The organism is Marinobacter sp., from assembly GCF_040904845.1.
In the GTDB taxonomy this organism is placed as follows: Bacteria; Pseudomonadota; Gammaproteobacteria; order Pseudomonadales; family Oleiphilaceae; genus Marinobacter.
In genome coordinates this window covers 1-13,234 of sequence record NZ_JBBDSR010000004.1, presented here as the reverse complement: position 1 = coordinate 13,234, position 13,234 = coordinate 1, and the positions used below count along the sequence as shown (strand labels likewise).

11 protein-coding genes are annotated in these 13,234 nt (G+C 59.3%); 2 read left to right on the top strand and 9 right to left on the bottom strand.

Annotation, left to right across the window (positions count from 1 at the left end):
• Both WD429_RS00745 and WD429_RS00740 read right to left on the bottom strand, forming a co-directional pair.
• Positions 1 to 657 (bottom strand): efflux RND transporter permease subunit (locus WD429_RS00745; protein WP_368420254.1); only part of this gene is annotated, 657 nt, incomplete at its 3' end.
• Positions 657 to 1,763, bottom strand: a complete 1,107-nt coding sequence (locus tag WD429_RS00740; RefSeq protein ID WP_368420253.1) for an efflux RND transporter periplasmic adaptor subunit — start codon at positions 1,761 to 1,763, stop codon at positions 657 to 659. The genes WD429_RS00745 and WD429_RS00740, both read right to left, overlap by 1 nt.
• Positions 1,764 to 1,925: 162 nt before the next feature.
• Between WD429_RS00740 and WD429_RS00735 the strand changes: the two genes are divergently transcribed.
• Complete coding sequence (locus tag WD429_RS00735) at positions 1,926 to 2,585, top strand: TetR/AcrR family transcriptional regulator (protein ID WP_368420252.1); 660 nt, start codon at positions 1,926 to 1,928, stop codon at positions 2,583 to 2,585.
• Here WD429_RS00735 and astB read toward each other — a convergent pair.
• The 6 genes from astB to WD429_RS00705 form a co-directional block, all read right to left on the bottom strand.
• A complete protein-coding gene (gene astB / locus WD429_RS00730; RefSeq protein WP_368420251.1) occupies positions 2,576 to 3,916 on the bottom strand; it encodes an N-succinylarginine dihydrolase in 1,341 nt (446 codons plus the stop codon). The genes WD429_RS00735 and astB overlap by 10 nt on opposite strands.
• Positions 3,917 to 3,948: 32 nt before the next feature.
• Positions 3,949 to 5,424 carry a succinylglutamate-semialdehyde dehydrogenase gene (gene astD, locus WD429_RS00725; protein ID WP_368420250.1) on the bottom strand — a complete coding sequence of 492 codons (1,476 nt, stop codon included), beginning with the start codon at positions 5,422 to 5,424 and terminating at the stop codon, positions 3,949 to 3,951.
• A 100-nt stretch (positions 5,425 to 5,524) separates the two neighbouring features.
• Positions 5,525 to 6,568: an arginine N-succinyltransferase gene (astA, locus tag WD429_RS00720; protein WP_368420249.1), complete on the bottom strand. Its 1,044-nt coding sequence runs from the start codon at positions 6,566 to 6,568 to the stop codon at positions 5,525 to 5,527.
• Between the two features lie 34 nt (positions 6,569 to 6,602).
• The gene (locus WD429_RS00715; protein ID WP_368420248.1) at positions 6,603 to 7,619 is read right to left on the bottom strand and encodes an arginine N-succinyltransferase; all 1,017 of its coding nucleotides are present in this window, start codon (positions 7,617 to 7,619) and stop codon (positions 6,603 to 6,605) included.
• A 10-nt stretch (positions 7,620 to 7,629) separates the two neighbouring features.
• Positions 7,630 to 8,853 carry an aspartate aminotransferase family protein gene (locus WD429_RS00710; RefSeq protein WP_368420247.1) on the bottom strand — a complete coding sequence of 408 codons (1,224 nt, stop codon included), beginning with the start codon at positions 8,851 to 8,853 and terminating at the stop codon, positions 7,630 to 7,632.
• A gap of 70 nt (positions 8,854 to 8,923) precedes the next feature.
• A complete protein-coding gene (locus WD429_RS00705) occupies positions 8,924 to 10,375 on the bottom strand; it encodes an exonuclease domain-containing protein (RefSeq protein WP_368420246.1) in 1,452 nt (483 codons plus the stop codon).
• Between the two features lie 161 nt (positions 10,376 to 10,536).
• Here WD429_RS00705 and WD429_RS00700 point away from each other — a divergent pair, with 161 nt between their 5' ends.
• Positions 10,537 to 11,694, top strand: a complete 1,158-nt coding sequence (locus WD429_RS00700; RefSeq protein WP_368420245.1) for a DcaP family trimeric outer membrane transporter — start codon at positions 10,537 to 10,539, stop codon at positions 11,692 to 11,694.
• Between the two features lie 125 nt (positions 11,695 to 11,819).
• On the opposite strand, the gene WD429_RS00695 is transcribed toward WD429_RS00700, so the two are convergent.
• Positions 11,820 to 13,085 carry an NADH:flavin oxidoreductase/NADH oxidase family protein gene (locus WD429_RS00695; RefSeq protein WP_368420244.1) on the bottom strand — a complete coding sequence of 422 codons (1,266 nt, stop codon included), beginning with the start codon at positions 13,083 to 13,085 and terminating at the stop codon, positions 11,820 to 11,822.
• Positions 13,086 to 13,234 lie beyond the last annotated feature (149 nt).

Below are 13,234 nucleotides of genomic sequence, written 5' to 3'. Positions count from 1 at the left end.
GCCATCGACTACAACAAAACCACCCGGGATTGTCTGATTGCGCCTCGAGAGCGTATCCAGCACCCGCGCCGGAGATATACCGAGGCGGTACATGGCAGCGTCGTCCAGCGCCAGGGTGATCTGTTCGTCTGCGTCACCCTCCAGTTCAATGCGGGAGACGCCGGGGATGTCCGCCAGGTTTTTCTTCAGGCGCTCAGCCACCTTGCTGAGCTCGGTCACCGACGACGATCCGCCCACGGCCAGCACGATGGCAGGAATATCGATCATTCGATCATCCAGAGCCATCTGCCCCACATCATCCGGGAACGCCTGCCGGGCCCGGTCCATGGCCTGGCGTACCCGATCCCAGGCGGAATCGGTGTCATAAATCGTGTCGTTCAGGCGGACCTGAACGATCGCCACGCCGGTTCGAGCCGTGGCCTGGGTGAAGTCCACTTCTTCTACCTGACGCAGTTCATCCGCCAGCGGGTTGAGCACCAGCCGCTCCACCGCATCCGCCGTGGCACCCGAATAATTCACCGTGACCATACCGGCCCGGTATGGAAACGACGGATCTTCCTGCCGTGGCATGGTGCTGTACGCCGCAATGCCCAACAGGCACAGCATGGTGACCACCATGCCCAGCAAGCGCCGGTAGTTCAGCAGGCGGACACCCATCACTGCACCTCCACGGCATCACCCTCGGACAGGCGCGTCATGCCGGCATACACCACCTGATCGCCGGGTTTCAGATTGCCTGAGCCCACCACCACACGCTCACCTATAACGCGGTTAACCACGACGGGAACACGATTCGCGTAGCCATCCACCACTCGGAACACACTCGCACCACTGGACGACTTCATCACCGATAACAGCGGTACTGTGGTGGCCACGGTCTGCGTGGGTGTGATGCCCACTTCCACCGGCTCGCCGGGCTCCAGGGTATCGGCCGGCAGGCTGACCAGCACCGGGTGCAACTCGCCCCGGACACCGCCAGCCTGGGCGATTTCAACAATGGAGCCGGTTTCCGGCGGGCGACTGCGATCCTGCACCGACCACACCGGCAGTAATTGCCCCAGGGTGACGTGGCTCAGCATATAAGCCGGTACCCGCACTTCCACTTCCCGCCCGTTCGGCGACGACAGCCGCATCACCGGTTCCCCGGCCGCCACAAACTCATCCCGCTCCACCAGCAGGGCCTCAACGCGACCGGAAAACGGCGCTTTCAATACGCTTTCATCCAGCAGGCGGGAAGCTTCGGCCAAGGACGCGCGGGCAGTGGCAACGCTGGCTTTCAGACCATCCCGCCGGGCTGCAATCTGCTCCAGGTTCTGCTCCGACACCACGCCGCGCTCGTGCAGGCGGCTGGACCGGTCCCATTCCCGGCTGGCCTGATCGTACTGGGTGTTCAGTTCATCCAGCCGGGCCTGGGCGGAATCCCGTGCGGGCTCCAGTGCCGGGTTGTAGACCCGTGCCAGCACATCTCCGGCGGCCACTTTCTGGCCCAGCTCAATCGCTTGTTCGCGAAGTGTGCCGCTGACCTGAAACGTGAGCGTGGCCCGCTGGGTCGCGCGAATAATACCGGAAAACCGCAACGGGATACCCTCAGTCTGGCCACCCGTTACCGCCGCCATGCGCACGGAAACCGCGCCTTGTGTGTTTTGGCCAACAGTGCTTTCGACCGCTCTACTTTCGACAGCGTCCTGGGATTTGCAGCCGGCCATGGCCAGCACGGCAAGGGTCATCAGAAGTGGTGTAAAGAAGCTTCGGTTCGGTGTCATGGCCTGCCCTTCCCTCCATGTGTGTGGTATTTGTTGGGCTCCGATCCATCGGAACGCTGGCTGTTACGGACATAATGTCATTCTTTGACAAATTGTCAATAATCGGCTTTCATTCTCGATCAGGTATGATGACCAAGCAGTTTCCACCAGCCGGATGCGACCATGAGCGAGAAGTTGAAAACACGCAGGGAACGGGAAAAGCAGGCCCGTCACGACACCATTCTCGATGCCGCCGAACGGGTTTTCTCGGAAAAAGGGTATGAGCGCACATCGATGGACGACATCGCCCGCACCGCCAGTCTGAGCCGGGCGTTGCTGTACGTTTACTTCAAAGACAAGGCCGCCATTCAGCGAGGCATCATGCTGCGCGCGGGTCAGAGCCTGTGCCGCCGCTTTGAGCAGGCACGGGATACCGCCACCACCGGGCTCGCCCAGATCAGCGCCATGGGCACCGCCTATTATCGGTTTTATGTGGAAGAACCCGATTACTTCTCGGCGCTGACCAAGGCATCCACCGCCATGACCGAGGCCGATGAGCAACAGGCACAGGATATGCTGTGCTCAAAATCCGAGCTGATGGAGCTGATGGTGGGCGCGATTCGTCTGGGTGTGGAAGATGGCACCATGAATCGCAAGCGGATTCACGATCCGGAGCAGACCGCCTTATACCTGCGCGGTGCCCTGCATGGGGTTATCCTGCTGTGCCAGAGTGAAATTGCTGAGCCGGGCGATGATCCCGGGGCCGGTACACCAACGGATTTTTCCGCCGATGCGCTGATCCGACACACCATGGACATGCTCATGTCGTCTCTTCAGAGCTGAAAATCGTACACCGAACCCAGGCCCATAATGCCGGTCAGCTCGTCCAGCGCCTTGCGAACTTCGTCCAGCAGCATGGGGTCGGCAAGGTCTTCAACGGCCAGTTCCTCACGGTAGTGACCCTCAACCCAGGTGGTCAGGCGTTCGTACAGCGCGTCATTCAACAGTACGCCGTGGTGCATGGCCTTGAGCTCGTCGTCATTGAGGGCCACTCGCAACCGCAGGCAGGCGGGGCCACCGCCGTTTCTCATGGACTGCTTGACGTCAAACACCTCCACCGCCGTGATCGGGCTACCGCTGTTCACCAGATCGTCCAGGTAACGACTGACCGAGGCCACTTCGCGGCACTCACCCGGAACCGCCAGCAGCATGCCATCGGCAGTGTTCAGTAGCTGACTGTTGAACAGGTAGGAGGCGACTGCGTCTTCCATGGGCACCTCGGCACTGGTCACCCGCACGGCTTCCAGCTCGGTACCGGTGAGCCGATCACGAATATCTGCCAGCACCCGCTCCTCCTCCAGAAACGCCAGTTCGTGATAGAACAGGGTGTTGGCGTTGCCCACGGCAATCACGTCGTTATGAAACACCCCGGCGTCAATGGACGCCGGGTTCTGCTGGGCGAATACCGTGTGGCGGTCGCTCAACCCATGCAGGCGTGCCACGGCCTGAGAGGCCTCGAGGGTCTGCCTCGCCGGGAATGTTGCCGGTGCCGGAGCCTGCTCGTTGAACGCCACCTGGCCGTACACAAACAGCTCTACACCCGGCTCACCGTGACGGCCACACAGGCGGGTGTGGTTCGCCGCCCCTTCGTCGCCAAAATGACTGACCGACGGCAGCGCCGGGTGATGGGCAAACCAGGCGTCGTCGGAGAAAATCGATTTCAGAACCCGGCCGGTGACCTCATGCTCAATGGAACGGTGGAACTTGGCACTGAGGTTGGCCGGGGTGAAATGCACCCGGTGATCAGCGGTATCGGCACTGGGCGACACCGTGGCCGCGTTGGCAGTCCACATGGCCGAGGCGGACGAGACCGCCGCCAGTATCGCGGGATTCTGGCGGGAGGCAGCCGCCAGAATGGCCTTGTCCGAACCGCTGAAGCCCAACGCCCGTAACGTGGGAATATGGGGCCGCTCGTGAGGTGGCAAAACGCCCTGAACGTAGCCTCGGTCCGCCAGGCGTTTCATTTTCGCCAGCCCCTGAAGCGCGGCCTCTTTGGGATTGGACACGGCATTGACGTTAGACTTGGATGCCACATTCCCCCACGACAGCCCGGCGTAGTTGTGGGTGGGGCCGACCAGGCCATCGAAATTGGCTTCTACCGCGTGCTTGGGCATGTGTCCATCCGTTCGTTGTCAGTCATTATTTTTCAGTCAAAACGCAGACCCGGTGCCAGGCTCTCCGGCATCTCGCTCTTTTTGGCTTCCAGCGATGCCATCGGCCACGCGCAGTAGTCGGCGGCGTAATAGGCGCTGGCGCGGTGGTTACCACTGGCCCCCACCCCACCGAACGGCGCGGCGCTACTGGCACCGGTCAACGGACGGTTCCAGTTAACAATGCCAGCACGAACTTCATCCGCCAGGCGCTCGTACAGTTTGCGGTCATCGGTCAGGATGCCCGCGGACAAGCCGTAACGGGTATTATTGGCCAACTCCAGGGCCTCATCAAAGCTCTTGTAGCGATAGACAGTCAGCAAGGGGCCAAAGAATTCTTCATCGGCCATGTCCACATTGGTGGCATCCAGAATCCCTGGCGACAACAGGCCGGTGTCGGGTTTGACCTGCTTCATTTCCAGCAGCGATGTTGCCCCTTTTTCAATCATGCTCGTCTGGGCCGCCAGCAGCTTCTCCGCCGCCTCCGCGGAAATCACCGAGCCCATGAACGGCTGAGGCTCGGCGTCAAACTCGCCGACCTGAATGCGGGATGCCACTTCGGCCAGCCTCTCAAGAAAGCGATCACCCTTAGTGCCTTTGGGCACCAGAAGCCGACGCGCACAGGTGCAACGCTGACCGGCCGACAGAAACGCCGATTGCAGTGCATGGTGAACCGCACCGTCAATATCCGCGACATCCTGAACGATCAGCGGGTTGTTACCGCCCATCTCCAGCGCCAGAATTTTCTCCGGTTGGCCGCCAAACTGGTCATGCAGCAGATGCCCCACGGTGGAGCTGCCAGTGAAGAACAGACCGTCAATGCCCGGGTGGCGGGCCAGGGATTTACCCGTCGCGGCCGCACCCTGAACCAGGTTGATAACGCCATCCGGCAGGCCGGCGTGCTCCCAGAGTTTCACTGTCAGCTCTGCCACGCCTGGCGTCAGTTCGCTGGGTTTGAACACCACGGCATTCCCGGCCAGCAGCGCCGGCACAATGTGCCCATTAGGCAGATGGCCAGGAAAATTATAGGGGCCAAACACCGCCACCACGCCGTGGGGGCGATGGCGCAGCACCGCCTGACCGCCAGCAACGTCGGATTCGGAATGGCCAGTACGCTCGTTGTACGCCTTCACCGATATACCGACTTTACCAATCATCGCCGCCACTTCCGTGCGAGATTCCCACAGCGGCTTTCCGGTTTCCAGGCCAATCTGATGGGCCAACTCTTCTTTGTGGGCTTCCAGCAGTTCGGCAAAAGCCTCCGCCACGGCCCGGCGCTCGCTGAACGATTTCCTGCGCCATTTCACAAAGGCATTACGCGCCTCGCGTACCGCGGCGTCGACATCTTCAAGGCTCGCGCCGGTGCCTTCCCAGACTGTGTCACCGGTAACCGGCTGTATCGATTCAAACGGCGTACCATGGCCCTGCAACCACAGACCATCAATAAACAATTCACCTGTCAGACTCGCCATTACGTGCACCTCCCGGTACTGGAATTCGTGATCTCGAATGAGTCAGCCTGATCCTTCAGGAAACGGCTGGCGCGCCCCTGCTGGGGGGTTGCAGTGAGAGCTACGGGCCGGCACTGATCAACGGTGCCAGGCGAACCTGGTCCCCGGACTCCACCAGCAAAGCGTCCGCAATCTCTTTGGACACAGCAACAGTATCAGGCCCGATGCAGCTCGCTGGTATGGTGGTTACCCGAAAGTCCCGGAATGATCGGTTGGCAATCATCACCCGTTCGGCGGTGGCGGCGGCCAGGTCAATCGGTTTGCGGCTGATCAGCACGTGACGGTCTATGCTCTCCCGCACTGTGCGGATGTTATGCACGAACGCTTCCACCACCGGGCCCCCGTCAAAAATATCCACCAGACCGTTGAAGTTGAAACCCTCGGCCTGAAGCATTTTCAGCGCCGGCGCAGTGTTGTCGTGAACACGGCCAATCACCGCCCGGGCAACATCCGGCAACATGGGCACGTAAATAGGGTACTTCGGCATCAGTTCGGCAATGAAGGATTTATTGCCCAAGCCGGAGAGCATGTCCGCTTCAGTGAACTCCATATCGAAGAACTGGCTGCCCAGGGCATCCCATAACGGGCTGCGGCCGGTTTTGTCCGAAACCCCGCGCATTTCCGCAAATACTTTGTCTGAAAAGTGCTTGCGAAAACTGTCCAGGTACAGGAACCGACAACGGGACAACAATAACCCGCTGCCACCGCCGCGATGGCTGTCTGACAGCAACAACGAGCAGATTTCGGTGGTGTCGGTCATGTCATTGGACAGGTGCAGGGTAGGCGTTCGCACATGCACCCCGAGCTCCCGCGAGGCATTCACCGTCACGCTCAGGCGGTAGTTGTAGAACACCTCATCCAGGCCGACCCGGGCCTGGATTCCGCTGATGCCAACGCACTGCCCCAGCTCGGTATCTTCCAGCGCAAACAGGTACAACCCGGCCTCTGGCGCGCATCGCTGATTGAACGTCTCCCGGGCGTGGCTGATCTTACGCTCCAGCAGGTCCCGATCGGCCGGCAGCGTAGTCAGCCCCTTGCCGGCGTTCTGTGCCATGAGGTAGAGATCATCGAGGTCGGTTTCCAGCAGCGGGCGAATTACCAGCATGGGAGCCTCCCTGAGCCAGACATCATCGAACGGTTCATAGCGGCGCAATCCTTACGTCATCGCCTGCGCTTCGCGAGAGCGCTTGCCAGGTTTTGACGGGCACCTTGACCTCGTTTTTCAGGGTTTCACTGAGCGCGGTCAGGGTGCAGCGGAAGCCCCCACCTTGCCCTGCGGAGATCAGGCAGGTTTCACCGTTATCGCCGTAGGCGGCGTGCAGAACGGTGCGATGGCTGGTGACGATGGTTCGCAGGCTGTCGGTCCGGGCTTCGAGTACCGGCCCCGCATCGAAAATATCCAGGTAGCAGCCGGGCTGAAAACCTTCCCGCTGGAGCAGATCAAGCGTGAGCCGGGTCAATTCATGCGGGGTGCCGAGCGCTTCTTTTGCGGCATCCGATAACAGCGTGACGTAAATGGGGTTGGGCGGCATCAGCTCGGCAATGAAGGTTTTACTGAGAGCGCCTGAGTGCTGATCGGCGGTCTCAAAATCCATATTGAAGAAGTGCCGGCCCAGGCTGTCCCAGAACGGCACCTGGCCGTCGCTGGTCTGGACACCCTGAAGTTCCACCACCATACGGTTGGAGAACAGGTCGCGGTTTTCCGCCACGAACATCATGCGGGCGCGAGACAGCAGTTCAAACGCTTCGGTGCCTCGCAATTCAGGGCTAATGGCGAAGGCACATAGCAATGTCATATCGGTCAGTGCGTGGGAGGGATACAGCACCTCGACACGGCGAGAGACACCCAGCTCATGGGAGGCGTGAATCAACGCATCACGGCGGTAATTGTAGAACGGCTGGCCGTTGCCTGCCCTGGCATCTACCCCCGCCACGCCGTGAATTTTGGAGGTTTCGGTGTTTTGCAATACAAACAGAAAACGCGCGGGCTCACCATTTCTGAGCGTGCCCGAAAACGAACGGCGGGAGTGCTCAATCTTGGCGGCAAGAGCGTCTCTCTGTTTTGGCAGCGTCGACGACAGCGCGGCTCCCTGAGCGCCAGCGATGTCCCGCACCCCTTGCAGATCCCCCGCCTCAACCGGCCGAACCAGCCACATAACGCGTTCCTTATTGGTCAGCTGCCACCAGTTTTTTGACGGCGGTTTCAAAACGCTCCAGGGCGTCGTCGATATCCGACTCCGGAATGATCAGCGACGGTGCCAGGCGAACCACATTGGCACCGGCCATCAACACCATAACGCCCTCATCCAGACCCGCGTTCAGAAACTGCTTGGCCTTGCCCTGCCATTTTTCCGTGAGCACACAGCCCAGAAGCAACCCGGCTCCACGGACTTCGCTAAACACGCCATAACGTTCGCCAATATCCATCATGCCTTTACGCAAGTGCTCGGAGCGAGCCTTAACGCCTTTAAGGATGTCTGGCTGGCGGACGGTATCAACGACCTTCTGGGCCACCGCACACGCCAGTGCGTTACCGCCGTAGGTGCTGCCGTGGGTACCGACGCCCAGGCTGGCGGCTATTTTCGCCGTTGTCAGCATGGCCGCGACCGGGAACCCGCCGCCCAGGCCCTTGGCGCTGGTCAGGACATCAGGGGTTACGCCATACATTTCATAGGCATAAAGATGACCGGTGCGCCCAACGCCGCTCTGGACTTCGTCGAACACCAGCAGAGCATCGTTCTCATCACACAGCTGGCGCAGACCTTTCAGGAACTCCGGGTCGGCAGGCATCACGCCGCCTTCACCCTGAATCGGCTCCACCACAACGGCGCAGGTCTTCTGTTTTGAGATCAGCTTTCTCACCGATTCAAGATCATTGAACGTGGCGTGATGAATACCACCCGGCGCGGGCTCGAAGCCTTCCAGATACTTGGGCTGGCCGCCCACACTGACGGTGAACAGGGTACGTCCGTGGAACGAGCTGGTGAAGGAAATGATCTCGTTCTTGTCGGGGCCAACGTGTTCCCAGGCGTAGCGGCGAACCAGCTTAAACGCGGCTTCGTTGGCTTCGCCGCCAGAGTTGGCGAAAAACACTCGCTCGGCAAAGGTGAGATCACACAACGTTTTGGCCAGCCGCAGCGCCGGCTCGTTGGTCATCACGTTGGACAGATGCCAGATTTTCTCCGCCTGATCCGTCAGCGCACCCACCAGGCCAGGGTGCGAATGGCCCAGACAGGTCACGGCAATACCGCCCTGAAGATCGACGAATTCGCGCCCGTCCTGGTCCCAGATTCGTGAGCCCTCGCCTCGCACCGGAATAATGGAACCGGGGGCGTAATTGGGCACCATGACTTGATCAAAAAGTTCGCGACTGACGGGTTCTCTGTTCATCGGGTTCTCTCAACGGTTCTGGCAAAAAGCGGTTCAAAATATAAGGAAAGCTGGATTTATCATACGCCACTCAGGGCATCATCACATCCGGTTCCCCGACCGCCGGCAACTCCAGAACCTTGAGAGACCGCCCATCCCGCCCCATCAACGCCTTGATCAGCAATTTGTAGGAGTCCAGGTCAAAAGTGACTGACTGACCGCGCAGGCTGAGGTCGTCAAGTTCACCCTCACTGTGCAATGTGGCCACGTGCATCCAGTTGAAGACCACCAGTATGTCCGTCGCGCCGGTAAACCTATTGTGCTCCACCACGCCCACCGGTCCCTGCCACGGCCAGGTATTCAGGCGCAAGGCATGAAAGGCTATCTGCACCCGCAGATTGTAGCGCACCACATCTTCATGCCCTTCACATGCGCCTTTGCAGCGCCCCAGCGACCGCTGAAAACAGGGGCCCTCGTGATCCGGTTCCAGATCCAGCAGCTTATTGCACAGTTCGTTTTTGGCCGCGATACCACTGAGCGCCTTTTCCGCATCCCGCTTGCTGCGAAACAGGCCGTAGTAATCCCCCAGGCGGTGCGGCTCAATCTCCCGCACCAACCGCGCCCGGAGATAACCGGATTCACTCGCCGCAAGCTCAATACTGACCAGGTTTTTCGCCGCCCGGGACCGGCGGTTGAACAGAGGTTTCAGGGTTTTGATCTGTTTCAGTTCCAGCAGCAAGGCACCCAGCTCGCCGGCAGTTTCAGTCCAGTCTACCCGCCGCAGACTCTCCGACATCCGCACCCCGCGCGTAGAGTTGTGGTCACCGGAAAAATGCGAAGCCACCCGCTGGGCAATGTTGGTGCTTTTGCCGACGTACAGCAGCACCTCGTTCTCGCCGTAAAACCGGTAAACGCCGGGGCCCCTCGGCAGTTCGTCCAGCACATCCACCGGCAGATGGGAGGGAATACTCGGGCGCTGAAGCAGAACACGGACGGCTTCAGCCACTGGCTCCGCCCCTTTCTCCGCCAGCGCATGGGTAAAGAACGCCAACATGGCCGACACATCGCCCATCGCGCGGTGACGCTGCACCTGCGCCAGACCGTGCCGCTCAATCAACGCATCCATGTTATGCCGCCGAAACTCCGGGTACAGCTTGCGCGACAGTTTGACCGTACACAGCACCTTCGCCGAAAACAGCCGGCCCAGCCGCCGGAACTCCGCCTTTATGAAACCGTAATCAAAGCGCGCGTTGTGAGCGACAAAAATAGCGCCCTTCAGCTGCTCCGCCAACTCCTCGGCTATGTCCTCAAACACTGGCGCATCAGCCACCATCTCATTGGAAATACCGGTTAAACGCTCGATAAAGGGCGAAATTCTGGTTTGCGGATTCAGCAACGTTTGCCACTCCCCAACCACATCACCCCCACGCCAGAACCGGATGCCGATTTCCGTAATCCGGTCATGAGCCGAACTGCCGCCGGTGGTTTCAATATCAAGAAAAGCGAACGTTTCGCCGTTCAGATCCGTCATTTTGGAAGTCATAACTTGATCTTACCCTGAAATGAGAAACGCAGATGGCTGTAAAGCAACGAGTTAGCGTTATAGACATTCGTCTAATTAATGCACGAATTTATTTGAAATGTCACAAAATCGTAACTACTTTGAAGTGGGTCCAACAAAAATAATGTGTGGAGACAATAACGATGCAAAGCAACAAACTGAGAGTGGCAATTCGATCAACAGCCGTAGTAGCGGTTATGGGGGTCGCTGGGCAGGCTAGCGCCGTGAATTTCAGTGCAGGTGATTACGACATGAATCTGTACGGTTACGGTCGCTTCAACGCGTCTTACGACATTGATAGCAACCAAGCCCTGTCAACACGTTCGGGTTCCTATGCTGATCTCGCGGGTAATGATGAAGCTGCTGACGGCCATTTCGGCGCAGACGCATTTCAAAGCCGTATTGGCCTGACAACAATGACGCCAGAAGGCGTTAAGATAAACGTCGAAGGTGACTTCCGTGGCAGCGGTGGGGGCGTGCTTCGTCTGCGTCATGCCTACGGCGAATACGACGGCGTGCTGATGGGCCAGACCTGGTCTAACTTTGGCAGCTTCGTGGGCAATACTGCCACGGTGGACTTCGACTCACTTCCGGGTCTTGCCGGCTTCCAGGCACGCACCGCTCAGGCGAGGTACACCGCTGGTCCGCTTTCAGTTTCACTGGAAGACCCACAAGCGTCGTTCCTTGGCGACGATACCAACGTTGGCGTAGCCAACCAAAAAGATGCACTGCCCGCATTTACAGCGCGCCTCGAAGACGCAGCTGGTGGACTCAGCTATTCAGCTGCCGTCCTGGCGCATCAAGTTGGCTACGACGACGGGGTTAACGATTCGAGCACCTTCGGCTTTGCAACCTTCGTTGCTGCCAAAATGGCTCTGACCGATATGCTCACTCTTCAGGGGACGCTCAGCTACTCCGATGGTGCCAACAGCTATCTGTACCGCTCCGGTGAAAACTTCGGCGCAGCAAGCGCCTATGTTGACCCGGCCAATGGCGACGTAGAATCTGTCTCCGGGTACGGTGGGTCTGTAGGTGCTGGTATCAACCTAGGTGGAGGACGCAGCGTCAACATCGGCTACGGTTTGGTTGAGGTTGACTGGGACGATGCAGAAAACGACCTCGGTGCTCCCGCTGTCGCAGATCAAAGCGAAACCAACTCTGCAGTTATGGCTAACTACCAGTGGACTCCGGTTCAAAACGTCATGATGGGCGTTGAGTACCAGTTCCTGAGCCGCGAAAATGTAGACGGTACTGACGGCGATGCCAGCCGCATCCTGTTTGCCGCGCAATACAACTTCTAAGCACCTTTAGAAGTTAACTCAGAAGAAACCCCGGCCCAGCCGGGGTTTCTTTTTTGGTGTCCAGGAAAATGTCTTGCACCAAGCCAGAGCAACACGCCCCTCACCCTGCCACCCCGGATAAAAGCCTACTCCCCAGCCCGAAGCCGAGTCCGAACCCCACGAGACGCCATCACCCCAACCACCTCAAGCAACGACCACACCCCCCGATCATGCTTCCGAGGTACCTTGCCCTTACCCATGCGCCCAAGCTGCCGCGTATACCAGCTCACTTCCATCAGCGCCATATCATCTATCAACCGAATACCGGTTTTGATCGGTTTCACCGCACTGGTGAACGACTCACCGGCCATAATCCGCTTCGGGCAATCCGGCTCCACCGCCAGTGGCCGGGCAATGCCCACCAGGTCCGTCGCACCCGAGGCAATGGCATTCGCCATCCCCGTTTCCGTGCGAAACCCACCCGTGACCATCAAAGGCACATCCACCCGCTTGCGCACCTTCTCCGCAAATTCCAGAAAATACGCCTCGCGGTCCAGCGTGCTCTGTTTTACCTCACCGTTCTTTTTACCAACGCCCGCACCCTTGGCCATCGCCGGGTTTTCATAATTACCGCCGGAGATCTCCACCAGATCAATGCCCAGGCCCGCCAGCACCTCAATCACCCCAAGGGACTCTTCCTCGGTAAAGCCGCCGCGCTGAAAGTCCGCTGAGTTCAGCTTGATGCCGACACTGAAGTCTTTGCTGGTTGCCTCACGAATCGCCTTATACACCTCGAGCACAAACCGCATCCGTTTCTCAGCGGTCCCGCCCCATTCATCCGAACGCTGATTATGGTGCGGCGACAAAAACTGACTCACCAGATACCCATGGGCACCATGAATCTGCACCCCGCTGAACCCCGCCTTCTCGGCAATCGCCGCACTGGTCGCAAAGCGACGAACAATGTCCTCAATCTCCGGCCCGGTCAGCGCCCTGGGCGTTGCAAACATGCTCTGCAACTCCTTGCGAAAAGGCACCGCGCTGGGCGAAACCGGGTCTCTGTTCAACATCTTCGGGCTCTGTTTACCGGGGTGGTTCAACTGCATCCACAATTGACACCCATTCCGCGAGCCCTCTTGCGCCCACGCCTGCAGCAACGCCAGATCCCGCTCATCCTCCAACACCACATTCTGCGGCTCACCAATATGCCGGCGATCCACCATTACATTGCCGGTGATGGACAACCCGGCACCACCCTCGGCCCAGGTGCGATACAGCCTCACCAGATCCCTGGTGACACGGTTATCGATGGTGCCCAGGGTCTCGCTCATGGCGGACTTGGCAAAGCGATTGGGGATGACTGAGCCGCTCTTGAGGGTAAGCGGCTGGGATAGCGTTTCGGCGGGTTTCATTGCTGGCCTCTTGGGTTGTTATTAAGCACTTCACAGAGGCGAGTGTGGGGGCGCGCAACCGAACGAGCATTGGCCGCCTGGACGCCGCCACCACGACAAAATGCTGGAATGGGAATAACTCTGAGCTGAAACAAGAGAGGCGGGGGGGG